Source organism: Pantoea sp. y20 (genome assembly GCF_054903455.1).
Map to the genome: position 1 here is coordinate 2,578,127 of NZ_CM142816.1, position 24,165 is coordinate 2,602,291.

Below are 24,165 nucleotides of genomic sequence, written 5' to 3' on the forward strand. Positions count from 1 at the left end.
ATTTTTTGGAGGCGTGTGATGTCACTCCTGTCTGTTATCACTCTGCCGCTGCGGTTACGCGCGCGGTTCTCCCCGCGTATTCCGCTGTGGCTCACCAGTTTACGTAGCCAGTTTTTGCTGTTCATTGCGCTGTTCTGCTTGCTGCAGTTTGCCGGCGTGCTGCTACTGAACACCCACGTTAACCAGACACAGATCTCGTTGCAGCAGGCGAATCAACTGCGCGAACGTCTGGCCCTGCTGGATAAAGCGCGCATCGAACTGCTCACCGCCAGTGATAACAGCCACCGCGCCGGTATTTATCTGATGCAGGATCAACAAAGTGGCTCGGTGGATAGCTGGAAAAGTCTGGCGGCGGCAGCCGATGACTCGTTGAAGCATGCGCAACAACAGTTCACCGCCTACCACGCCCATGCGGATAGCCCGCTGGCGCAAGGCTTCGCCATGCTGGCAGCAGGATTGCAGGAGCAGCTGAAAGGATTAGCGGCCAACGACATCAACGCCTTTTTTATGGTGCCGATGCAGGCATTTCAACAGCAGTTTAATGATGCCTGGTTCAGTGAAATCGAGCAGGCCAATCAGCAGCTCAGCAGCGTGAATCAAAACACCCTCAGCACCTTGAAGCAGAGCCGCAATCTGTCGCTGATGGTCAGCGCGGTGCTGATGACGCTGTTAGTGCTGGCGTCCAGCCTGCTGATGCGCGGCGTATTGTTGCCGCTGCGTCGCGCCAATGCGCAGCTGGAACAGATCGCCACCGGTGATCTGGTCGATGCGCAAAACCTTCCGCGTCGTCAGTCGCTGGAAACGCGCCAGCTGTTCCAGTCAATTGAGACCATGCGACGCGGCTTGCAGCAGATTGTGCGCGACATCAACACGGTGGCGGTCAGCGTGGCCGCCGGCGCAGAAGATATGCAGCAGCATAATGAGAAAGTGATGCAGCAACACCAGCAGCAAAATGCCAGCTTCCATCATCTGTCGCAGCGCTTAGATCGCGTCTCTGAAGAGGTGGAGATTGGTGCCCAGTTCTCGCAGCAGGCGACGCAGGAAGCGCAATCTGCCGATGCGTTGATGCGTAACTGCGCACTGGAAGTCGATAAGATGGAAACCCAGATGCAGCAAATTGTCACCGCGTCGGATGATATCGCCGGGATTGTTGGCATGCTGGATGACTTGTCGATGCAGACGCGTTTGTTGTCGCTAAATGCCGCGATCGAGTCGGCACATGCCGGCGCTTACGGCCGCAGCTTCTCGGTGGTCGCCAAAGAGATGGGTTTGCTCTCGCAGCAAAGCGGTGCCTCGACGCGCCAGATTGACGGATTGATTCAGCATACGCAGCAACATGTGCATGCTGGCTTCGATAAGGTGAAAGCGCTGGAAGTGCTATTCGCGCAGATCAGCAGCGCGGTGTCTGGCGTGGTGACGCAGTTGAACGAGCTACAGCACAACAGTGCTGCGCAGAGTCATCGGGTGAAAAAGATTGCGCTGGAAGTGGTGGAGATGAGCGGACAGCTGCAGCAGAACGAAGCGCTTAACGCCCATCAGGTGCAATCGGCAGTGCAATTGCGCGCCTTATCGGACCGCCTGGCGCAGCGCGCGCAGCAGTTCCGTATTTAATCTGCAGGCATAAAAAAACCCGTCAGTGACGGGTTTTCTGCTTATTTCTTCTTCTTACTTTTCTTCAGCAGTGCACGAATCTGCTTCAGTTCCGCAGCGGAGAGCTGATCTTCCACCGCTTCCTGAGTATCCAGACTGTCAATGGCCGGTTGCGCACCCGCATCTAAACTGGCCTGCAGGCGATTAACGATCTCCTGACTCATGGAGATTTGGTTATCGGCGGCTAACTGTTTGATGTGCTCTTTCAGTGCCGGGTCAATTTTGATGGTTAAGTTAACTGTCTCGGTCATTTTCATACTCCCTTTTGATTTACAACAACGTAGCGGAAGCAGATGAAACTTAACAGACTGTCATAAAAATTTAATATTACGAGTGTATAGGGCTGAAATCTCTTAACACCGACTCATCGATGGAGGTCAAATTGCCCTGCAGCTCGGCGCAAAGTTTGCCCATGTAGTGGACGAGAAAATCGGCGTTATGTTCCGCCAACAGGCGTCCAGCTTCGGTTTGCATGGTTTGCGGTAAACCCAATAGCTTTTTCTGGAAGTGATCCAAGGTCCACTTCACATCATCCAGTTCGCGATCCTTTCCTAACGGATCTTCGCTATCAAACAGCGGACGACCTAACGCGCCCGCCGTATAGAAAACGCGCGCCAGGCCGATAGCACCTAATGATTCGAGACGATCGGCATCCTGCACGATTTTCGCTTCCAGCGTTTGCGGCGCGATACGCGCACTAAAGCTATGAGCCTGCACCGCGTGCGCAACGGCATCCAGCCGTTCGAACGGGAAGTCGGGGAAATCTTGCTGCAGTATGCGGCGCGTCTCTTCCGCGGCATAAGTTGACGCTAAATGACGTTCGGGATGGTTTTTCGGCAGGTTGACCACATCGTGAAAATAGCAGGCGGTCATCACGACCATAGGATCGGCGTCGCTGTGCTGCATGATGCGCTTAGCACTCATCCAGACGCGGCGCAGGTGCGCGATATCGTGGGCTTTGTCGTCATGCAGCCAGTTGAGCTGCAGCCAATTCTCGTAGCGTTGTTGCCAGTGAGTAAGTGACATCGTGCTTCTCCTGTTATTGCTGTTATCTACGTTCCTGCGGACATCATAGCGGCCTGGTCATGACACTTTTTTTACATCCGTCCAGGCGGTGCCAGGCGTAAAAAATGAGATCCCGATCTTGTTATAACGCTGTTAACGCCGCTTGCACAGCAGCCATTGCGATTTCGGTATTTCCTTAGTGCGTTTTAGTTAAATAACTCTGTTCAATAGGTTTAATATATTCGCGTCATCAACAAATTTCGCTTTAGGGATAAATTCCAGTTATCTGTGCTGATAAATGGGGCTTCTTAGAGGCAGATCAACACGGCATAATCTGAAAAGGTTCCCATAATGGCCTTTATAACGTACTGTATCTGGAAAATTTATGGCTTCTGATCCCTTGCAAAGTCCTTTTCAGCACACATTTTGCTTATGAACCATTTTTTACATCTAAAATTGCCAGAATAGCCTGATACTAAGTCGACAAATTATTAAGCAAACTGATTCAAACCCATTATGCTAGCTCTCACATCTACGGATGTTAGGGGATTCTTCGCAGTTTCCGGGTTTGTGACACATTAAGAGGTATGCAATGAAAGAACGGCCGATTCTTTTTTCCGAACAGCGGGTACGCGCCCTGCTGGTTGGCCAGCAAACGCAGACCCGGCGCATTATGAAAACTCAAGCCTTTGGTCCGGGTCAGGATCATCATGAAGGCGTACACGCATTTGATGTCAGTGCCAATCATCTGCACGGCTATAAATTGATGTCGATGACCGATGTCAGTTCGCACTGCCCATTTGGTCAGGCGGGCGATGGTTTGTGGGTACGTGAAACCTGGCGCGGCCCGATCGTGCCGGAGGCGATGCTGGCGGATTACGAACGCGATCCTCTGCCGTTCCGCAATGCGGCTTACTGCCAATATCGCGCTGACAGTAATGAATTAGGACAGCTGGATGAGAATATGCAGAATGCCGAGCAGTTTGGCTGGCAAACCGCGATTCATATGCCGCGCTGGGCCAGCCGCATCGACCTGCAAATCACCTCGGTTCGAGCCGAGAAGATTCAGGACATTAGTGAAGATGACATCATGGCGGAAGGCGTGCAGACCGATTCGCACTTCCTGAATAACTTTTTCACCATGAATATGAATTCCGAATCGCCAAAAGAAGCGTACCGCAAAGCGTGGCAGAAACAGTACGGCGCCACCAGCTGGGAAGTGAACCCGTGGGTTTGGGTGATCGCGTTCCAGCGGGTTGAACGATAAGACGTCCCCTCCCCCTAACCCTCTCCCGCGGGCGGGCGAGGGAACCGTTCTTAGCGATGTAGAAGTTTGGGGGTTCACGTGAAGATTTGCACAGCAAGCTCCCTCTCCCGCCTGCGGGAGAGCGTTGGGGTGAAGGCAAACTTACTTTCCCGCTTTGCCACGCCAATCACAGACAAATCCCCCATTAACTGGTTGAATCTCCGGCTTTGATTCCGCGCTGGTAATTTCCCCTTTGCCGCGCCAGGATACTGTTTTCGTCTGAAGAGTGAGTGACGCAATGTTCAAATGGCCGTGGCATGCGCAAATAGAGACTTCAGTACTGGCGCTGCCCTGGCAACAGGCGCTGGCGCAGCCGATCTTTTCACTGCTCGATCCTGATGAAAAAACCGCGCTGGTTACGCTGGCGCAACGCTTCCTGCAGCAGAAAAAAATCTCGCCGCTGCAAGGCCTGCAACTCGATGAACTATTACTGACGCGTCTGGCGCTGCTGTTCTGTTTGCCAGTGTTGAAGCTCGGTCTCGAATGGCTTGATGGCTTTCATGAAGTGCTGATCTATCCTGAACCTTTCAATGTCGACGATCGCTGGGAAGATGATAACGGCCTGGTGCATCACGCGCCGGCGGTGCACGCTGGACAAAGCTGGACGCAAGGTCCGGTGGTGCTGAATGCGCTGGATATTCAGGATTCGCTCGATCTCTCCGGTTTTAACCTGGTGATCCACGAAGTGGCGCATAAACTCGACGCGCGCGGCAGCGGCTATACCAGCGGCATTCCGGTGATGGCGCTGCGCGATGTCGCCAGTTGGGAGAAAGACCTGCTGCAGGCAATGGCGGAGATTGAAGCGGAAGTTGAGTTAGTCGGTGAACAGGCGGCGACCATCGATCCTTACGCCTCCAGCGATGCGGCTGAATGTTTTGCGGTGCTGTCGGAGTATTTCTTCAGCGCACCGGATTTACTGGCTAACCGTTTCCCGGCGATGTATCGCCATCTGCAGCAGTTCTATCGTCAGGATCCCCTGGCGCGACTGGCGATGCTAACAGCAGAACCTGCTTAAATCGCGATCGCTTTGTACTAATGCTAGCCAGTTGAATACAAATGTGTTTTAAGCTGTTGACACCTGCAAGGGGCGCCATTAATATTCGCCTCGTTCACACGATTCCTCTGTAGTTCAGTCGGTAGAACGGCGGACTGTTAATCCGTATGTCACTGGTTCGAGTCCAGTCAGAGGAGCCATATTTAGAGAAGCCCGCTTAGGAAACTAAGCGGGCTTTTTGCTTTTACACTTCCGTCCAGCCGCGCAGCAGGTTGTGATACATGTTCAGCAGCGACAACAGCTCTGCGCTATCACCGTGACGCGCTTTGAGGCTTTGAATATTGCGATCCAGCTCGAACAGCATGGCGCGCTGTTTATCATCGCGTACCATCGACTGAATCCACAGGAATGAAGCGACGCGCGCCCCCTGGGTAACCGGCGTGACGCAATGCAGGCTGCTCGACGGATACAGCACCAGATGGCCCGCTGGCAGTTTCACCTTGTGCTGACCATACGTGTCTTCAATCACCAACTCGCCACCTTGGTAGCTTTCAGGTTCGCTGAGGAACAGCGTGGCGGAGAGATCGGTTCGCATCCAGCCCGCCGCGCCGTTATGGCGTACCGCGCCATCGACATGAAAACCGTAGGTTTCGCCTTGCTCATAACGGTTAAACAGCGGCGTGGAAATCGATCGTGGTAATGCAGCGGAAAAGAACAGCGGGTTGTTGTTCAGCGCCTGCATCACCGCGGTTTGCAGCTGATCGTACAGTGGCGTGCGGGTATCGATCTGCTGATTGTTTTTCACCGTCGCGCCCTGGCTGCCGACCGTCGCCCTTCCGTCGATCCATTCGGCCTGTTGCAGCAGCGTGCTAAAACTCGCTACCTCTTCCGGCGTCAGTACAGCAGGAATGTGATACATCATCGCGTTGTTCTCTCAAAAATTGTGGGGCGCGCACGCCCCACGACGTTAACTTAGAAATGCACGTTTGCCGTCAGCAGGAAAGTCCGTGGCTCGCCTGGATGGTAGCGATAACCGCTCTTATTGATTGACGCAACATAGTTGGTATCGAACAGGTTATACACATTGAGCTGCAGATCGAGGTTGTTGTTCACCTTGTAGCCCAACTTAGCATCGGCGACCCAATAACCTTCGGTGTGATCCGGCGTACCGACCGCACCATCGCTGCCGCGACGCAGACTGCCCACATAACGCGCACCGGCACCGACTGAAATCGCATCGGTTGCCTGATAGTTGGTCCACAGCGTAAAGGCGTGCTTCGGCGTGTAAGCCAGCGCAGAAGATCCATCCTGCGATACGCTATCGCCTTCGGTCACTGACGCATGCTGCAGGGTATAGCCGGCGATCACTTCCCAATCTGGCGTGATGTTGCCAGTGGCTGAGAGCTCATAACCTTCCACACGTTTTTTACCGGCTTGCGAATAAGTGCCGTCGTCGTTAGCGGTGACTTCATTTTCAATATCGGTACGGAACAGCGCCGCATTCAGCAACAGACGTTTATCCAGCACCTGCCATTTGGTGCCCACTTCACTGGACTTGGCTTTCTGCGGTTTGAAGTCAGTGCGGTTGGCGCTGTTGCCGGTGCCGCCCGCGGCCAGTGCAAAGCTGCTGCCACCTGGCGGTTGCTGAGAAATGGCATAGTTAACATAGACGTTGCCCTGCTCGGTCAGACGATAAAGCGCACCGGCTTTCCAGTTCACCAGATTGCCCGATTTCGCGGTATCCACGGTGGTAACCGGCGTATTGCGCGGCACGCCAGCTGGGCACGTCAACGCACCGCGTCCGGTGCCGCCACAGGCGGTCGCGCTGTCATACTCGGTGTGATAGTTATCGAGACGAATGCCGCCGTTCAGCTCAAAACTGTTGGTAATGGCGAGCGTATCAAAGGCGTAAATGCCTGCGGTATCGGTTTGCCCGTTAGCATTGGCACCATTCCTGTCCAATCCACCCACCGAAATGCTGCTGATAGGATGGTAAATATTAACCGATGGCGGCGTGATCGCATTGACGCCGTAGTTGGTTTGATTTTCACGCGTAAACTCCACGCCCGCGCTGACATCGTGACCAACCGAACCGGTGTAAAACTTCGAGGTGATGTTGGTTTGGTTGGAGAGAATGCGGTTGCTGATGTCTTTGGTGTTCGCCAGGCGCGACCAGCTCCAGCTATTCACATCGTTCCGGTTCGGCGCAGTGATATTGGTGGCGCCGCCCATCACCGCCGTCAGCAGATATTCCTGCTTCACGCGTGACCAACGCGTGGTGTTGCGGATGGTGGTGCTGTCGTTAATATCGTGCTCGAAGCGTATGGTGGCGCTGTCGGTGGTCGATTTATCAAAGTCAGAATCGGTGCCGTAATAGTTACTGGTCGCGACTTTGCCAGAATTGTTCAGTGCCGATGTCGCCGCATTCGGCGCCGAATAGCCCGGCAGGCCAATGGTTGGAATGCCGCCATCGGGCGTATTGTTTTGATGCACATGCAGATAGTTGAGGTACAAGCGCGTTGCAGTATCCAGACCCAACGCCAGCGATGGCGCTACGCCATAACGCTCGTTCTGCACGTTATCACGCGCCGCATCGTGCGTTTTCTCACCCATCAGATTGAGGCGGAACGCGGCGTTGTCATTGATCGCCTGGTTGTAATCCAGCGTGCCGCGACGCATCCACGCGCTGCCAACGCTGACTGAGGCGTCGAGCCCGCTATCGAGGCGCGGCTGTTTGCTGATCATATTAATCGAACCTGACGGCGCGCTGCGTCCGTAATCGGTGCCCGATGGCCCTTTAATCACTTCAACCTGCTGAGTGTTGAAGGTATCGCGCGTCACGCTACCAATATCGCGAATACCATCAACGTAAATGCTGTTGGAGGTATCAATGCCACGCATATACACCGCATCACCGGTAGTAGAACTGCCGTTTTCCCCCGCATAGAACGCGCCCACGCCCGGCACGTTTTTCAGCGCGTCGGTAAGATTGGTTACGCCCTGATCTTTAATCACCTGATCCGGAATCACCGTCATGGTGCGGGTGGTATCCACCAGCGGACGATTGAATTTCGGATCGGCAGATGCGTTGGGCGCATACAGTGATGGCGTATGCGCTTCAACCACTAAGGTATCGTCAGATTTTTTGTTGGAATTTTCTGCCGCTAATGCGGCAGCAGGAGAAATACCAATGCAAAGCCCGGTGAACAGGGTCAACGAATTGAAGCTGCCAAACGGCAGGGTGCGATTTTTATCCATTTTTAAGGGAGTGAGTTTCTTGTAATGATTGACGCGCACATCACATCAGCGGATGCCCTGGCGCAGAAGCATTCCGGCGGCAAGGCGTTGAGCTGGCGTGACACCTAAATGATAACGCCAATGGTTATCATTTACTTTTGTATCTTACACGCACGCCGCGAGTTAGGAATACATTTCTTTACGAGAAAATTACGGAATCAAGACAATTGATAGAGAGTGTGAAAATCTGATGAATTTTTTTGAACGAAGGGTCAAATTTCAGGCATAAAAAAACCCGCTGGCTAGAGCGGGTTCTTTATTCAACAGCGCACAGCTCATTCCAGTAGCTGTAGCGGATGACATGGTGCAGGCGCTCATCTCTCATAGTAACGATACACCGAAGGATGGAACTCAACACCGTACAGCTGGCTGATGGGAATCAGCAGGTCGATATGATTACTGAGATCGAATTCGCGCTCTTCTGCGGGTCCAGTCTCGCCATTGATCAGTTGGTTAAACCACTGCTGCAAGAGGTGTTTCATTGTCAGCTTCTCCACAAATGATTGACGCTGACAGTAAACCGTATTCTCTCCTATAACCAAACCGATTAGTTGTGCGCTTCTTTGCCAATTAATGCATATGTAAAGCCCACAATGGGGACCAGCCAATGCCCTATCCCCTGCTCTTCGCCATCATCTTGCGGTAATTGTTCAGCCATTTGCCGCTGTTGAGTCGCCACCAGAAAAATACGCCGCGCACCGTCCAGTCGAGGAACATGCCGAGCCACACGCCTATCACGCCCATTCCCAATACAATCCCAAGGAAATAACCGGCTACGACGCGTGCGCCCCACATACTGAACATCGACACGTACATGGTGTAACGCGCATCGCGCGCGCCTTTCAGGCTAGCGGGCAGCACCCATGAAGCGGTCCAGATCGGCATAAAGGCGGCATTCAGCCAAATCAAATGCTTGGTAACTGAAATGACTTCCGGATCGCGGCTGTAAAACTGCGCGAGTGTTCCGGCAAGCGGCACGGTGATCAGCGCCAGCGAACATAATCCAATCATCGCCAGCCAGAACACGTGTTTGATTTGGCGTTCAGCCTGCATCACCTGATTCAGCCCCAGCCTGCGGCCGGTAATAATGGTCGACGCCGAACCCAGCGCATTACCCGGCAGGTTAATCAGCGAAGCAATCGAGAAGGCGATAAAGTTACCGGCGATCTCATTGGTACCCATGCCAGCAACAAAAATCTGCGTCAGCAGCTTACCGCCGTTAAACAGCACCGATTCAATACTGGCGGGCACCCCAATGCCCAACACTTCCATCAGAATATTGCGATCCCAGCGCCGGAAATAGCTGGCGATGGAGATTTTCAGGGCTGGCGTAATGCCGCGATACAGCACATAAATCGCCGCCGCCGCACCAATATAGCGCGAAATGGTTAAGCCCAATCCGGCACCAACAAAACCCATACCTTCCCAACCGAGGCAGCCGTAAATCAGCACGCTACTGATCACGATGTTGAGAATGTTCATGCCGCCGTTGATCAGCATCGGGATTTTAGTATTGCCCGCGCCACGCAGCGCGCCGCTGCCAATCAGCGCAATTGCCGCTGCAGGATAGCTCCACGCCGAGGTTTGCAGATAGCTCAGCGCCAGCTCTTTCACTTTGGGATCGGCGCTGCCGGCAATCACATCAATGATCAGATGCCCCCAAAACTCGATGGCGATCACCAGCACAAACGCCAGCGCGGTCATCAATCCCAGCGACTGTCTGGTGGCGGCTCGCGCACGTTTGCCGTTGCGTTTCGCCAGGCTGAACGCCACCACCACCGTGGTACCGAGATCGATGGCGGCAAAGAAGGAGATGATCACCATGTTGAAGCTGTCGGCCAAACCGACGCCCGCCATCGCTTCTTTACCCAGCCAGCTCACTAAAAAGGTACTAAGGACGCCCATCAGCATCACGCAGAGGTTTTCGATAAAGATGGGCACGGCTAATGGGGTGATTTCTCGCCAGAACAACGTACGGTAAGCGCGGCGCTTGGGATACCACGCCGTGTTTCTGACCGCCCGCATCACTGCTACGCCAGGATTTTGCAAGGGATTACCAAATCACTTTGGAGAGGAAGAAGAGTAATAATGATGATAGGCCACTAAGAATTATGCAAAGTGTTTCCCCTCACCATTTAATCATTATTACAAACTTTTTGTCGCCACCACCGCAGGATCGGCTGCGCCGCCCAAATAGGCGCTGCGCACGTCGTCATTATTGAGCAGCTCTGCGCCGCTGCCGCTCAGGCGAATCTCACCGTTCACCATCACATAGCCGCGATCGGCTAGCTGCAATGCATGGCGGGCATTCTGCTCCACCAGAAACAGCGTCATGCCTTGCTGGGTCAACTCGCGCAGAATGCCAAAGATCTGCTTCACCACGATCGGCGCGAGGCCAAGACTGGGTTCGTCGAGCAGCAACAGTTTAGGTCGACTCATCAGCGCGCGGGCAATCGCCAGCATCTGCTGCTCGCCGCCGGAGAGCGTCATGGCGCGCTGCTTACGCCGCTCCAGCAGGCGCGGAAACAGCTGATACATGCGATCTTTGTCCTGTTTAACAAAACGTTCGCCGATAGCGATGGTGCCCATCAGCAGGTTCTCTTCCACCGTCATATCAGGAAAGATGCGTCGTCCTTCCGGAGCCTGCGCAATGCCGCTGGCGGCGATGAAGTGCGTCGAACGCTGGCTGATCGCTTCGCCGCGCAAACGTATCTCGCCGCTGGCAATGCGCGGCTGACCAAAGATCGACATCAGCAGCGTGGATTTTCCCGCGCCGTTAGCACCAATCAGCGCCACGGTTTCGCCCTGATTCACCGTCAACGACACCTGTTTCAACGCCTGCAAAGGACCGTAAAACACATCGACTTGCTCAAAAGCCAGCATCGGTTCAGCCATGATCGCTCTCCTCTTCTGCGCCGAGATAGGCGGCAATCACTTTGGGATCGTGACGAATTTGCTGCGGCGTGCCCTGGGCAATCACATCGCCATGATCGAGCACTACGATGTGATCGGAAATGCGCATCACCATTGGCATGTCGTGTTCAATCAGCAACACGCTGATGCGATGGTCGGCGCGCAGACGATGCAAAATCGCGCTCAACGCCTCCGTTTCCACCGGATTCAGCCCAGCCGCCGGTTCATCCAGACAAATCAGTTCCGGTCGCGTACACATGGCGCGCGCGATCTCCAGCCGCCGTTGCTGACCGTAAGAGAGCGTGCCCGCCAGGCGGTTGGCGCTGGCGACCAAATCGACGTTTTCCAGCCAGTAAAAAGCGCGATCCAGCGCGCGATTTTCTGCTTCGCGGTAGCCGCGCGTGTTCAGCACGCCCGCCAGCAGCTGACGATTGACCTGCATATGCTGTGCCACCAGCAGATTCTCAATCACCGACATTTCGCGGAACAGCCGGATATTTTGAAAGGTACGCGCCAGCCCGGCGCGGTTCACCAAATGCGCGCCGCCAAACATCTTGTACCAGAGCCGCGAGCCGAGCCGTGTAGGATTGATCCAGTCACCTGCGTGAATTTTTTGCCCCAGCACCTGAATCACATCGGTGCTGCGCTGATTGGCGTTGAGCACAATGCGTCCGCCGCTGGCGCGATAAAAACCGGTCAGGCAGTTGAACACCGTGGTTTTACCGGCACCGTTAGGACCAATTAATGAGGTCACCGAACCGCGCTCCACCGCCAGGCTGACGTCATTCAGCGCCTTGATGCCGCCAAAGCGCATCATCAGGTTGTCCACTTGCAGGATGGCATCACTCATGGCGCACTCCTTTTCGCAGCGGCACGCCAACGCGTGCGGTGCGCACCAGCCCACGTGGCCGCCAGATCATCATCAGCACCATTAGCATGCCGAACAGCAGCACGCGGTATTCGGCAAAGCTGCGCAGCAGTTCCGGTGCCACCGTCAGCACAAACGCCGCCAGCACCACGCCGAGCGTCGATCCCATCCCACCGAGCACCACAATGGCGAGAATCAGCGCCGACTCAAAAAAGGTAAAGGAGGTGGGATTAACGAAGCCCTGATAGCTGGCAAAAAACACCCCGGCGATGCCCGCGGTTGACGCGCCCAACATAAAGGCTGAAAGCTTCACCAACACATGATTAAGGCCCATCGCGCGGCAGGCAATCTCATCTTCACGCAGCGCTTCCCAGGCGCGGCCAATCGGCATACGCGTCAGGCGATGCTTGATCCACAGCACCAGCAACACCACCAGAACCAGCACAACATAGATAAAGATAAATTTCATATTCGGGTTGTAAGTGACGTGCAGAAACTCGTGATACGGCACGCCGCCATCGCGCGCGCGGCGGGCAAACTCGAGGCCAAAGAAGGTCGGCGACGGCACGGAAACCCCGTTCGGGCCGCCGGTAAAGGCGACCCAATTGGTCAGCACCAGACGAATGATTTCACCAAAGCCGAGCGTAACGATCGCCAGATAATCGCCGTGCATGCGCAGCACCGGGAACCCGAGCAGCGCGCCAGCAAAAGCGGCCAGCAGCGCCGCCAGCGGCAGCATGCTCCAGAAACCCAATCCGAGATATTGATAGCCAAGCGCCAGGCCGTACGCACCGATGGCATAAAAAGCCACGTAGCCGAGATCAAGTAATCCGGCGAGCCCAACCACAATATTCAAGCCCAACCCGAGCAGCACATAAATCAGGCCGAGAATCGCCACCGTCAGCAGATATTTACTGGAGAGAAACGGAAAGGCCAGCGCCACGATCAGCAGCAGCGGCAATATCCAGCGCAAACGCGAACGATAGCCGGGCTCGCGCACGTAAACCCCGTCATCGCTGCTGGCAAACTTGCGCATGATGCGCTGACCAACAGGCGCGTGCAGAAACAAACTGAACAGCAAACGCCCCGCCATCACCACCGCCACCAGCAGCGCCACGCGCTGTGGCGACAGTTTGAAGCTGTAACCGTCGAGCACCACGCCAACAATCGGACCAAATACCACCAGCGCTACTAACCCCGCCAGCAGCGTATCGAGCAGCGCCTGGCGCACAGGATTTTGCGTCATTGCATTCATCGGGGCTTCCTCACACTTTAGCGACCAGCGGTCGTCCCAGCAGTCCTTGCGGGCGGAAGATCAAAATCACCACCAGCAGCGAAAACGAGAACACATCTTTATAGTCAGAATTCACCATCCCGGCGAACTGCGCTTCCGCGACGCCCAGCAATAATCCGCCAAGCATCGCGCCCGGCAGTGAACCGATGCCGCCGAGCACCGCAGCGGTGAACGCTTTGATGCCAATGATAAATCCGGCGTAAAAATCAAAGGTGCCGTAATTCATGGTCACCAGCACGCCGGCCAATCCCGCCATCGCCGCACCAATCACAAACACCAGCGAGATAACGCGATCGGTATTGATGCCGAGAATGGAAGCCATGCGCCGATCCTGCTGCACTGCGCGGCAGATACGCCCGAGTTTGGTGTACTGGATAATCCAGGTCAGCAGCGCCATGCCGCAAAACGCCGCGATCAGGATGAAGATTTTGGTCCAGGTGATTTGCACCACGCCGCCATCAAATTCCATGCGCAACACGCCGGTCAGCAACGTCGGAATGCCCTGCTGATTTGGCCCCTGACTGAGTTGCACATAGTTTTGCAAAATCAGTGACATGCCGATCGCTGAAATCAGCGGCGCAAGGCGCGTCGAATTGCGCAGCGGTCGATAGGCGATGCGCTCAATCGCCCAGCCGTAAGCCGAGGTAACGATAATGGTGAAGATTAAGGTGCCGAATATCAGTAGCGGGAAGGAGTGAATGCCAAAAAAGCTGAGTAGCGATAAGCCAATGGCACACAGATAGGCGGAGATCATATACACCTCGCCGTGGGCGAAGTTGATCATGCCGATAATGCCGTAAACCATGGTGTAGCCGATGGCGATCAGGCCATACACGGCACCGAGCGTTAAACCGTTGATCAGCTGCTGTAAGAAAAAGGCGTCCATAATGTCGTCTCGTACTCAATAGGAGCGCACACCTCGCGCGCAATCGCGAATGGCCCCGCACTGCGCGGGGCCGCGTGGCACATTACAGCTGGTGATACTTGCCTTTGTCGTCCCATTGATACACGACGTAATCCGACACCTTGAGATCGCCTTTACTGTCCCAGCCTTTTTTGCCCATGACGGTATCGACGCTGTTGGCTTTCAGCCAGTCGCTGGCCTTGGCGTTGTCTTTACCGGCTGCTTTGTAAGCGGCGGCCAGCGTCTGCACGGAGGCGTAGGCATACAGGGTGTAACCTTCTGGCTCAAATCCGCCGGCGCGGAATTTGTCGATAACCGCTTTGCCATCGGCGATGGTGCGCGGATCGTTGCCGAAGGTCATGTAGACGCCTTTGGTGTATTGCGGGCCGCCTGCTGCCGTCACCATCTCTTCCGTCACAATGCAGTCACCGGAGAAGAAAGCCGCATTAACGCCCTGCTCACGCATCTGACGCACCAGCGGACCGGCTTCGGGATGACAGCCTCCGAAATAGACCACGTCCGGTTTCAGCGCGCCGATCTTGGTTACCAGCGCATTGAAATCTTTCTCACCGCGAGACAATCCTTCATACAGCACTTCTTTTACGCCGCGCTTCTCAAGTGAGGCTTTGGTGGCATCCGCCAAACCCTGGCCGTAAGTGTCTTTGTCATGAATGATGACCACTTTCTTCGCTTTCAGCTTGTCGATGATGTAATCCGCGGCGATGGCGCCTTGCTGGTCATCACGACCACACATGCGGAATAGGGTTTTCATGCCGCGTTCGGTAATTTTTGGGTTGGTGGATCCGGGCGTGATCGCTAAAACGCCGGCCTCATCATAGACTTCCGAGGCGGGCATGGTGGATGAGGAGCAGAAGTGGCCGACCACCGCCATCACTTTATCCTGATCGACCAGTCGGTTAGCGACGGATACCGCCTGCTTCGGTTCACACGCGTCGTCGCCCTGCACCAGCACGATTTTCTCGCCGTTGATGCCGCCTGACGCATTGATATCCTCCGCGGCCTGGCTTGCGCCTTTCCAGTATTGCGCGCCGTACGTCGCATTAGGCCCAGAGAACGGACCCGCCACACCAATTTTAATATCTGCCTGAGCGTAAAAGGCCACGCTTAAACAACCTGCAATCGCCACCTTCATTGGGTGTTTTATGAATTTCAAAGACATGCTTTCAATCCTCAACGGGTCAGGAACGGAGCCATACCACGGCCTGGGAGAAATCAATTTCTGAAACTTCGGCAGAACAGAGTGCGGCCTCCAACACCCGAAGAGTCGCCATTTATGGCAACCTGCTTTGAGAACCGGATAGATTCATTAAGGCCACGGTTGAAAACTAAGCAATAAGCTCGCCAATACCGCGAAGGTGGACGATTTATTACTCGGGCATCGCTCCAGAACAGGAGACACGCGATGTAACATCCCTGCTGATCATAAACATAGCCGCGGTTACGCCACGCACCAGCACCGTGATGGTGCAGAATGCGGTCGATCACAGATTCTTCATCGTAGCGAAGGGTTTATCCGCTATGCTCTGGTGAAAACGGTCCATGTTTCTGAAGGAGAACCCATGAATACACAACGGAACGGATTGAGCAGCCAGCAAGCGCTGGACGAACTAGAACGCCTGTACGACGCAGCCGTTGACGCGCTGCGCAACGCCATTCGCGATTTTACCGCCACCGGACAGTTGCCGGATGAGGCCGCGCGTCAGCAAGGGCTGTTTGTTTATCCGCAGCTGCGCATCACCTGGCTGGGTGAAGGTCCGCAGCAAAATCGCACCCGCGCGTGGGGACGTTTTACCCATACCGGCAGCTACAGCACCACCATCACGCGCCCGGCGCTGCTGCGCCACTATCTCAGCGAGCAGCTGCAGATGCTGGAGAAAGAGTACGACGTGCTGATTGAGGTCGCGCCTTCACAGCAGGAAATTCCTTATCCTTATGTGATTGACGGCTTGTCACTGGACCGCTCAATGAGCGCCAGCATCGCACGCCATTTCCCCACCACCGAACTGTCGCAAATCGGTGATGAAACCGCCGACGGCCTGTTCCACGCCAATGCGATTTTCCCGCTGTCGCACTTTGACGCCCTGCGCACCGATTTCTCACTGGCACGCCTGCGCCACTACACCGGCACGAGCGTAGAGCACTTTCAGCCGTTCGTGCTGTTTACCAACTACACGCGCTACGTCGATGAGTTCGTGCGCTGGGCGATTGAGCAGGTGCAGGATCCCACCACGCCTTACGACAGCCTGGCCTGCGCCGGTGAAGTGGTGATCACCGCCGATACGCAAGACCCGACGGCGATGATGTCCGATCTGGCGTGGAAGAAGCACCAAATGCCGGCATGGCACCTGACATCACCGAATCGTCGCGGCATTACGCTGGTGAACATCGGCGTGGGGCCATCCAATGCCAAAACAATCTGTGACCACCTGGCGGTGATTCGTCCGCACGCCTGGCTGATGATTGGCCACTGCGGTGGACTGCGCGAAAGCCAGACCATCGGCGACTATGTGCTGGCGCATGCCTACCTGCGCGACGACCACGTACTGGATAGCGTACTGCCGCCAGATATCCCAATCCCGAGCATCGCCGAAGTGCAGCGCGCACTGTATGACGCCACCAAAGCGGTCAGCGGCATGCCCGGCGAAGAAGTTAAACAGCGCCTGCGCACCGGCACCGTGGTCACCACCGATGACCGTAACTGGGAGCTGCGCTACTCCGCTTCGGCGCTGCGCTTCAACCTGAGCCGCGCCGTAGCGGTTGATATGGAGAGCGCCACCATCGCCGCGCAGGGTTATCGCTTCCGCGTGCCTTACGGCACCTTGCTATGCGTATCCGATAAACCGCTGCATGGCGAGATCAAGCTACCGGGCCAGGCAAACCGCTTCTATGAGGGCGCAATCTCTGAGCACCTGCAGATTGGCATCTGCGCGGTAGAACTGCTGCGAGCTGAAGGCGACAAGCTGCATTCGAGGAAGCTGAGAACCTTTAACGAGCCGCCGTTTAGGTAATCATGATGAGTTCCGGCCCATGAAGGGCCGGAACCGTGCAGTAAAGCGCGTCATGACATTTTCAAAACGATATTCTGCACAAACCACGCCAGCACCAGAAGGCCGGTCGGTATCATGATTTTCCAGGTGATGCTGTTGTTGAAGGCAGATATTTTATCTTCCAGCTGATTGAATCTCTGATCAACTCTTTCGAACTTCTCATCTATCTTTCCAAACTTCTCATCTATCTTTTCGAACTTTTTATCGAATTTGTCTTCCATCCGCTCAAACTTTTTATCGAGACGTTGTTCAAGCGCCCCCAGCTCGCCCATAATCTCCACACGCATCACGCCCTGCTCGGCTCTGACCTTTTCGATATCCGCTTTAGTCGCAAAATGCTCTGAACGCGCGGTTAGCACAGCAACATCCATCTGAATCTGCTGCGTGGTTTTTTCCAGCTCTTCAACGCGTTTGGTGAGTTGTTCCATTTGATGATCTCCTTTGTTACCAACGTCAAAAATAAGCGGTGGGAACACTCGAGTTGTATTGCTAATGGGGTAATCCATCACCGAATCCTCTTTCATCGCGCAGCTCAATCTTTCCACCACACTGTTAGTGAAACAGATTTGCGCAGCGTTAACATTCCACGATCCCGCCATTCACAGCACATTTTTTGCGGGCAGGTTCAAATAACACGCACAGCCTGGGCTGTTTTGAGAGGTAAGGAAAGTGAGTATCAAAAAGGATTGCGAAGTGTCACGCAGAAAATAAACGAAGGGATGCAACAGCAGACACGGAAGCCCGAGCGGGCTTCCGTTAAGCAACATTTACGCGCTCAGCCAGCCCAGTTTGATAACAAACAGAATCGACAAAATGATCAGCGCCGGGTTGACCTCTTTGGTGCGGCCGCTCAGCAGTTTCACCACCGTCCAGGTGATGAAGCCGAACGCAATACCGTTGGCGATCGAGTAAGTCAGCGGCATGGTCAGCGCGGTCACGGTTACCGGCGCGGCGGTGGTGATATCTTTCCAGTCAATATCCGCCAGGCCAGACGCCATCAGCACCGCCACAAACAGCAGCGCTGGTGCGGTGGCATAAACCGGTACGCTGCCCGCCAGCGGCGAGAAGAACAGGCTCAGCAGAAACAGAATCGCCACCACAATCGCCGTCAGGCCGGTGCGGCCACCGGCGCTGACGCCGGCAGCAGATTCCACATAGCTGGTGGTGGTTGAAGTACCAAGCAGCGAGCCGAACAGCGCGGCGGCGCTATCTGCGATCAACGCACGGCCCATTTTCGGCACGTTGCCCTGCTCATCTGCCAGACCGGCGCGCTTGGTCACACCCAGCAAGGTGCCGGTGTTATCGAACACGTCCACGAACAGGAAAGCGAAGATTACGCTCACCAAACCGACGTTAAAGGCACCGGCGATATCCAGCTGCATAAAGGTTGGCGCGATAGAGGGCGGAGCGGAGAACACGCCACCAAACGGCGTCAGGCCAATGCCCATAGAAATGAAGGTCACCACCAGAATGCCGATCAGCACCGCACCGGTAACGCGACGCGCTTCCAGCACCACAATGATGAAGAAGCCGAGCAGCGCCAGCAGCGGACCCGGTTTAGTCAGGTCGCCCAGGCCAACCAGCGTTGCTGGGTTATCCACCACGATACCCGCGCCTTCCAGCGCGATAATCGCCAGGAACAGACCGATACCGGCACCAATACCGGCACGCAGCGGCAGCGGAATGCTGTTAATAATCCACTCACGAATTTTGAAAAGCGACATGGCGAAGAAGATCACCGCCGACAAGAACACCGCGCCCAGCGCGACTTGCCAGGTGTAACCCATATGCAGCACCACGGTGTAGGTGAAGAAGGCGTTGAGGCCCATGCCCGGTGCAAGTGCAATCGGATAGTTAGCGATCAGGCCCATTAACACACAGCCAATCGCCGCCGCCAGACAGGTCGCCACGAAGACCGCACCTTTATCCATGCCGGTTGCGCCGAGAATGCTCGGGTTAACAAACAGGATGTAAGCCATTGCCAGGAAGGTGGTGATACCCGCAATGATTTCGGTGCGAACCGTGGTGTTGTGCGCTTTTAGTTTGAAGAGTTTGTCTAACATCATCATCTCTCATGAGCGGAGTCGGCACGAATGCGCGCGCTCCTTGCCAATGTGGTTTACATGCTTATTGTTGTTTTGAAAGCGAAGCAAACTGGACAACAGGTTGTGAAACCTTGCGCTTTCCCCTGTCCATATAGCAATAGCTATGCCACTCCCCTACGCAATCGATTACGTTTTCATTTGCGGCTGCGGCTAAGATTATTCTGAACCAGAATGAGGCGCGATTATGGTGCATTGCACCAGCGCCGCGCAATCGTTTTCCTACCTGACGATGGTTTGGCAAAAAGAGTGCGGCACTGCACGCTTCCGCACTCTGCCAGGCGATGGCGCTCACGTTTCTGTTGCCTTAATCAGCAGGTAAAAAACATCGGGTTACACTGCTTTTAACCCTTTCGTAACAAAAGAGGCGCATCCATGAAGCCCGCGATTCTGGTGGTCGATGATGATCGTGCAGTGTGCGAATTGCTGCACGATGTGTTGAATGAACATGTATTTACCGTTTATTGCTGCCATCAGGGGAAAGATGCGCTGGCTCTGCTGGCGCTGCACCCGGAAATTTCACTGGTGATGCTGGATATGATGCTGCCAGACACCAACGGCTTGCTGGTGCTGCAACAGATGCAGCGGCAGCGTCCCGATCTGCTGGTGATCATGTTGACCGGCATGGGTTCGGAAGCGGATATGGTGGTGGGGCTGGAGATGGGCGCGGATGATTACATCGCCAAGCCGTTCAACCCGCGCGTGGTAGTGGCTCGGGCACGCGCGGCGCTGCGACGCTGCGGACGGCTGGCGCAGCCGGAAGCGTTAGCAGATGAAGGTTGGCAATTTAACGGCTGGCGCCTCGACGATGCGCGCTGCCAACTGTTCAATCCGCAGCGTGAAAGCGTGCCGCTAACGCAAGGTGAATACACGCTGCTGCGCGCGCTGGTGGCGCATGCGCGCAAAGTATTAACCCGCGATCAACTGCTCGAACTGACGCACAGCGAAAGCCTTGAGGTGTTTGATCGCACTATTGATGTACTGATTATGCGGCTGCGACGCAAGATAGAAATCAATCCGCATCAACCGAGCCTGATCCGCACCATTCGCGGTCTCGGCTATGTTTTCTCCGCCGACGTGATGCGTCCTGCCTCTTCGGCACGTGAAACGCAAATCGCCTGATCCATCCAGCGCTGCATCTCGGCTAATGGCCGCGTGCCGTCCAGCGCGTTGGCGGCATGCAGATTAAAACAGGCGCAGGTGTGCGCCAGCTTCAGCGTTTCCGTCAGCGACCAGCCTTCATGGCTGGCATAGAGCACACCGGCGCAAAACGCATCGCCTGCCCCCACGCTGCCAACGATCTCTTCTGGCGCTAAGCACCACGCCGGTTGCCAGCGCTCTTCGCCGTCCGCTTGCTGGCCCCACGCGCCTTCGGGTGCGTGGATCACCACGCGCTGACGTACGCCTTGCTGCATTAGCCAGGTAGCCGCCTCGGCAAAAGCTTCGGGGGCGGCAAGCCCGTGCGGCGTGCGCAAACTGATGCCGGTGAGTGATTGCGCCTCCAGTTCGTTGATCACCAGATAATCGAGCCAGCGCAGCGCAGGCACCACCAGCGGTCGATATTCGCCCACGCGCGACACCAAATCGAGGGAGGTGAGATAGCCGCGCTGCTGCATCTGCGCCAGCAGCCGTGCGCTGCGCGTGCCGTATTGATCGTCCGGCACATCAAGGCTATCCAGCAGCAGTAAATACCCGAAATGGAAGATGCGATGGGACGTGAAGACGTCGGCGAAGTGCGCCAGATCGAGCTTGCCATTGGCGCCGCGCGCATGGAAGAAGGTGCGCTGGCCATCCGGCGTGGTCATCACCTGCGTCATCGCCGTATTGATGCTTGCGATGCGCTGCACAAACTGGCGGTCAATGTGATGATCATCCAGCAGTTGCAGGATGTAATCGCCGTCGCTGTCCTCGCCTACTATGCCGACGCCCGCCAGCGGCAGATTCAGCTGCATGCGCGCCAGCGTAAACAGCACGTTGAGCGCCGCGCCGCCGCTGCACTTCTCGCTGTGCTGAATCTCGGTTAGCCAGCCTTGTTCCGGCCAATGGCTGATGCGCTGCACGTGATCCACCAGCATGCTGCCGGCACCGATGATTCCGTTACGCACCATGCGATTATGCCCTCCCGGCGCTGCCGAATACCTGCATCTGCTGCGCCACCACGTTGGCGATGTCGCGCTCTACCGCCATCAACAACTCAGCAAAGGCGTCGTAGCGCGCATCGCGTTGGGCGATCTGCGCTTCAATCGCCCCGAGCGCCGCCTGCGACATGCCGGTATAGAAATTGATTTTGTTGATGCCAAGGCTGACGGCGCGGCGGAAATCCGCGTCGCTAATGCCGGAACCGCCATGCAGCACCAGCGGAATGCCGGCCGTCGCGCGAATCGCTGCCAGCCGGTCAAAGTCGAGTTTGGGTTCGCCTTTGTATTTGCCGTGCGCATTGCCAATCGCCACCGCCAGGCAATCAATGCCGGTGGAGTGCACAAAATCAGCGGCCTGCGCCGGATCGGTAAATTTATCGCTGTCGGCCTCGCCAAACAGCGCACCGCCTTCATCGCCGCCCACCGCACCGAGTTCAGCCTCCACCGACACGCCGAGCGCGTGACACATCTTCACCACCTCGCGCGTCTGGCGCACGTTCTCCTCATAGCTGAGCGTCGAGCCATCGAACATGACCGAGGTGAAGCCAAGGCGAATCGCCTGCATCACCGCCTCAAAATGCAGGCCATGATCGAGATGCAGCACCACCGGAATAGCGTGCAGCGCCGCTTCGGTACGCACCGCGGCGACCAAATGCTCGAGGCTGACATACTTAAAATGCACTTCAGCGATGCTGATAATAAACGGCGAGCGCTGCCGCTCAGCGGCCTGATAGAGCGCGCGCAGGAAATGGGTGTCGAGGACGTTAAACGCGCCAAGCGCGTAGCCGTTCTGTTGCGCATGGGCCAAACCCTGCGCCAGTGAAATCAGTGCCATATCAGGCTCCTTTAGGCCAGCCAGCGGTGATATTCGTTACACAGCAGCCAGCGTGGTGCTTCATCTTCATCCAGCGGATTGAAGCGCGCCAGCGGCGTGAGAAACACATTGTCATGTTCGTCGTCATTGGGCATCGAGACTTCACCCACCAGCACATCGCCGTAGCCCTCTTCGCCCCAAAAGCTGTGCCAGATGCCTGGTAGCAAGGTAATGCTTTCACCCGGCGATAAACGCAGTTGCGAACCGGCGGCGTGGGTTTGGCGGATGCCATCGAGCGTGACGTTCACCGCCGTATCAGCCAGCTGATTGCCCGCACGGTTATGCAGCGTGACGATCAGATTGCCGCCGCCGCGATTGATAATGTCTTCCATCTTTTGCGGGTGATAATGCATCGGCGTGACCTGCCCTTCGCGCACATGCATGATTTTTTCGGCATAAGGTTTGGCCCACGGCTGTCCACCCCGCGAACCGTTGCGCAGTGTGAACAGGGTTAAACCGGTTTGATTGAAATCGTCAGCGCCGAAGCTGGTGACATCCCAGCCAAGATGCAGCGCCAGCAGTTCATCGGCGTCATGTTTATCGAGCGCGCGCCACTGGCTGAGGCCGTAATCGGCCCACGGCGGCAGATGCACATCCTGACGCATAAAGAATTCGCGGGTGCGTTGTAGGATCGCATTCACTTCTGAGCGTTGCATCTTCTCCTCCTTTCCACGCTGGCCCTCACCCCAGCCTTCTCGCGCAGCAGGAGAGGGCGCTATTTGTCCCCTCTCCCATTTATGGGAGAGGGTTAGGGTGAGGGACAGCGGCTGCTTACTTCACCGTCCAGCCCTTATAGCTGCTGACGCTGTTACGATCGATCATCGTCACCGGAATCAGCACCGGCTTATCTGGCGCGGGCTTGCCCTGCAGGATGTCATAGCCGATCTCCACCGCTTTCGCCGCCATCACCTGCGGGTCCTGCGCTGGCGTGGCCACGAACAGCGAGCCTTTGCGTTTCAGCGCCTCTTCACCGTCTGGCGATCCATCGACGCCGACAATAAAGAACTCATTGCGCTGCGCCTGTTTCGCCGCCAGATCGGCACCAATCGCCGTTGGGTCGTTAATCGCGAACACTGCATCAATCTTCGGATTGGCCGACAGCAGGCCGGTCATCACTTCGAGGCCACCTTCGCGGCTGCCTTTGGCGTTTTGGTTGTAGGAGAGCAGCTTGATGTCCGGATGGGTTTTCAGCTCGGTCATGCAGCCTTCAACACGGTTCTGCACCGCAGAAACCGGCGGTCCATTGATGATCACTACGTTGCCTTTGGCCTTCAGGCGGTCGGAGATGTATTTACACGCCATGGCGCCAGCGGCGGTGTTATCGGAGGTGATAGTGGCGTTAGCGCCGTCTGCCGCCACGTCGACCGCCACCACCACAATCCCGGCATCACGCGCACGTTTTACCGCGGGCGCGATACCTTTGGAATCGGCGGCGTTAAGGATGATCATGTCCACTTTAGCGGCGATGAAGTTGTCAATCTGCCCCACCTGCTGGCCGAGATCGTAGCCGCTGGAGACCAGCGTCACGTTGACCTTGTCGCCCGCCAGTTCACGTGCCTTCAGCTCCGCACCTTTGGTGATCTGCACGAAGAACGGGTTGGCGAGATCGCCGACGGTCACACCAATGGATTTCAGCTCTTTGGCCTGCACCAATGGCGCGCTCAGAAGCGTAGCCGCCAGCAGTCCGGTTAGAATCGGATTAAAACGCATAGTCGATGTTCTCCTGCTTTTTGGTTTTTATGGTGGGGTGTG

At 55.8% G+C, this 24,165-nt stretch carries 23 protein-coding genes and 1 tRNA gene; 6 read left to right on the forward strand and 18 right to left on the reverse strand.

The window, feature by feature from the left end; genetic code table 11:
- Positions 1–18 precede the first annotated feature (18 nt).
- On the forward strand, positions 19–1,611 hold the full coding sequence (locus tag ACYAC5_RS12155; protein ID WP_462061817.1) for a methyl-accepting chemotaxis protein: 1,593 nt from the start codon (positions 19–21) through the stop codon (positions 1,609–1,611).
- A 41-nt stretch (positions 1,612–1,652) separates the two neighbouring features.
- Here the strand turns inward: ACYAC5_RS12155 and ACYAC5_RS12160 are convergent, their stop codons facing one another.
- Together ACYAC5_RS12160 and ACYAC5_RS12165 are read right to left on the reverse strand one after the other, a co-directional pair.
- Positions 1,653–1,901 carry a hypothetical protein gene (locus tag ACYAC5_RS12160; protein WP_008105442.1) on the reverse strand — a complete coding sequence of 83 codons (249 nt, stop codon included), beginning with the start codon at positions 1,899–1,901 and terminating at the stop codon, positions 1,653–1,655.
- Between the two features lie 76 nt (positions 1,902–1,977).
- Positions 1,978–2,676, reverse strand: coding sequence for a phosphohydrolase (locus tag ACYAC5_RS12165; RefSeq protein WP_110868365.1), 699 nt, complete (start codon positions 2,674–2,676; stop codon positions 1,978–1,980).
- Positions 2,677–3,247: 571 nt separating this feature from the next.
- Here ACYAC5_RS12165 and ACYAC5_RS12170 point away from each other — a divergent pair.
- The 3 genes from ACYAC5_RS12170 to ACYAC5_RS12180 all read left to right on the forward strand — a co-directional run bounded on the left by ACYAC5_RS12170 (position 3,248) and on the right by ACYAC5_RS12180 (position 5,155).
- Entirely contained in the window at positions 3,248–3,922 is a 675-nt protein-coding gene (locus ACYAC5_RS12170) for an ASCH domain-containing protein (protein ID WP_101763938.1), read from the forward strand.
- 277 nt (positions 3,923–4,199) lie between these two features.
- The gene (mtfA, locus tag ACYAC5_RS12175; RefSeq protein WP_462061818.1) at positions 4,200–4,976 is read left to right on the forward strand and encodes a DgsA anti-repressor MtfA; all 777 of its coding nucleotides are present in this window, start codon (positions 4,200–4,202) and stop codon (positions 4,974–4,976) included.
- Positions 4,977–5,079: 103 nt separating this feature from the next.
- Positions 5,080–5,155 (forward strand) — tRNA-Asn (locus ACYAC5_RS12180).
- Between the two features lie 44 nt (positions 5,156–5,199).
- Here the strand turns inward: ACYAC5_RS12180 and ybiX are convergent.
- The 9 genes from ybiX to ACYAC5_RS12225 form a co-directional block, all read right to left on the reverse strand.
- The gene (gene ybiX / locus ACYAC5_RS12185) at positions 5,200–5,877 is read right to left on the reverse strand and encodes a PKHD-type hydroxylase YbiX (RefSeq protein WP_101762795.1); all 678 of its coding nucleotides are present in this window, start codon (positions 5,875–5,877) and stop codon (positions 5,200–5,202) included.
- 50 nt (positions 5,878–5,927) lie between these two features.
- A complete protein-coding gene (locus tag ACYAC5_RS12190; protein WP_462061819.1) occupies positions 5,928–8,213 on the reverse strand; it encodes a catecholate siderophore receptor Fiu in 2,286 nt (761 codons plus the stop codon).
- A 353-nt stretch (positions 8,214–8,566) separates the two neighbouring features.
- Positions 8,567–8,734: a hypothetical protein gene (locus ACYAC5_RS12195; protein ID WP_167391193.1), complete on the reverse strand. Its 168-nt coding sequence runs from the start codon at positions 8,732–8,734 to the stop codon at positions 8,567–8,569.
- Positions 8,735–8,864: 130 nt separating this feature from the next.
- On the reverse strand, positions 8,865–10,277 hold the full coding sequence (locus ACYAC5_RS12200; protein ID WP_110868362.1) for an EmmdR/YeeO family multidrug/toxin efflux MATE transporter: 1,413 nt from the start codon (positions 10,275–10,277) through the stop codon (positions 8,865–8,867).
- A gap of 120 nt (positions 10,278–10,397) precedes the next feature.
- Positions 10,398–11,147 carry an ABC transporter ATP-binding protein gene (locus tag ACYAC5_RS12205; protein WP_101762798.1) on the reverse strand — a complete coding sequence of 250 codons (750 nt, stop codon included), beginning with the start codon at positions 11,145–11,147 and terminating at the stop codon, positions 10,398–10,400.
- Positions 11,140–12,015, reverse strand: a complete 876-nt coding sequence (locus ACYAC5_RS12210) for an ABC transporter ATP-binding protein (RefSeq protein WP_137386054.1) — start codon at positions 12,013–12,015, stop codon at positions 11,140–11,142. The genes ACYAC5_RS12205 and ACYAC5_RS12210 overlap by 8 nt, the downstream gene beginning before the upstream one ends.
- On the reverse strand, positions 12,008–13,288 hold the full coding sequence (gene livM, locus ACYAC5_RS12215; RefSeq protein ID WP_101762800.1) for a high-affinity branched-chain amino acid ABC transporter permease LivM: 1,281 nt from the start codon (positions 13,286–13,288) through the stop codon (positions 12,008–12,010). Before livM ends, ACYAC5_RS12210 begins: the two co-directional genes overlap by 8 nt.
- A gap of 10 nt (positions 13,289–13,298) precedes the next feature.
- Positions 13,299–14,213, reverse strand: a complete 915-nt coding sequence (locus ACYAC5_RS12220; protein WP_008105462.1) for an ABC transporter permease subunit — start codon at positions 14,211–14,213, stop codon at positions 13,299–13,301.
- Positions 14,214–14,295: 82 nt separating this feature from the next.
- Complete coding sequence (locus tag ACYAC5_RS12225; protein WP_462061820.1) at positions 14,296–15,411, reverse strand: branched-chain amino acid ABC transporter substrate-binding protein; 1,116 nt, start codon at positions 15,409–15,411, stop codon at positions 14,296–14,298.
- Between the two features lie 400 nt (positions 15,412–15,811).
- Between ACYAC5_RS12225 and ACYAC5_RS12230 the strand changes: the two genes are divergently transcribed.
- On the forward strand, positions 15,812–17,260 hold the full coding sequence (locus ACYAC5_RS12230; protein WP_110868358.1) for an AMP nucleosidase: 1,449 nt from the start codon (positions 15,812–15,814) through the stop codon (positions 17,258–17,260).
- 50 nt (positions 17,261–17,310) lie between these two features.
- Here ACYAC5_RS12230 and ACYAC5_RS12235 read toward each other — a convergent pair whose 3' ends face one another.
- The 3 genes from ACYAC5_RS12235 to ACYAC5_RS12245 all read right to left on the reverse strand — a co-directional run bounded on the left by ACYAC5_RS12235 (position 17,311) and on the right by ACYAC5_RS12245 (position 19,696).
- Positions 17,311–17,805, reverse strand: coding sequence for a hypothetical protein (locus ACYAC5_RS12235; RefSeq protein ID WP_245250932.1), 495 nt, complete (start codon positions 17,803–17,805; stop codon positions 17,311–17,313).
- A gap of 261 nt (positions 17,806–18,066) precedes the next feature.
- The gene (locus ACYAC5_RS12240; RefSeq protein ID WP_462062978.1) at positions 18,067–19,365 is read right to left on the reverse strand and encodes an NCS2 family permease; all 1,299 of its coding nucleotides are present in this window, start codon (positions 19,363–19,365) and stop codon (positions 18,067–18,069) included.
- Between the two features lie 61 nt (positions 19,366–19,426).
- The gene (locus ACYAC5_RS12245) at positions 19,427–19,696 is read right to left on the reverse strand and encodes a hypothetical protein (protein ID WP_137386057.1); all 270 of its coding nucleotides are present in this window, start codon (positions 19,694–19,696) and stop codon (positions 19,427–19,429) included.
- An 80-nt stretch (positions 19,697–19,776) separates the two neighbouring features.
- Between ACYAC5_RS12245 and ACYAC5_RS12250 the strand changes: the two genes are divergently transcribed.
- On the forward strand, positions 19,777–20,523 hold the full coding sequence (locus ACYAC5_RS12250; RefSeq protein ID WP_176972902.1) for a response regulator: 747 nt from the start codon (positions 19,777–19,779) through the stop codon (positions 20,521–20,523).
- Here the strand turns inward: ACYAC5_RS12250 and ACYAC5_RS12255 are convergent.
- From ACYAC5_RS12255 to ACYAC5_RS12270, 4 genes are all read right to left on the reverse strand, one after another.
- Positions 20,460–21,509: a carbohydrate kinase family protein gene (locus ACYAC5_RS12255; protein WP_462061821.1), complete on the reverse strand. Its 1,050-nt coding sequence runs from the start codon at positions 21,507–21,509 to the stop codon at positions 20,460–20,462. The two genes, ACYAC5_RS12250 and ACYAC5_RS12255, sit on opposite strands and share 64 nt — an antisense overlap.
- A gap of 4 nt (positions 21,510–21,513) precedes the next feature.
- Positions 21,514–22,374, reverse strand: coding sequence for a ketose 1,6-bisphosphate aldolase (locus tag ACYAC5_RS12260; RefSeq protein WP_101762806.1), 861 nt, complete (start codon positions 22,372–22,374; stop codon positions 21,514–21,516).
- Between the two features lie 11 nt (positions 22,375–22,385).
- A complete protein-coding gene (locus ACYAC5_RS12265; protein ID WP_101762807.1) occupies positions 22,386–23,069 on the reverse strand; it encodes a D-lyxose/D-mannose isomerase in 684 nt (227 codons plus the stop codon).
- 115 nt (positions 23,070–23,184) lie between these two features.
- Positions 23,185–24,123 carry an ABC transporter substrate-binding protein gene (locus tag ACYAC5_RS12270; protein WP_101762808.1) on the reverse strand — a complete coding sequence of 313 codons (939 nt, stop codon included), beginning with the start codon at positions 24,121–24,123 and terminating at the stop codon, positions 23,185–23,187.
- Between the last annotated feature and the right edge of the window lie 42 nt (positions 24,124–24,165).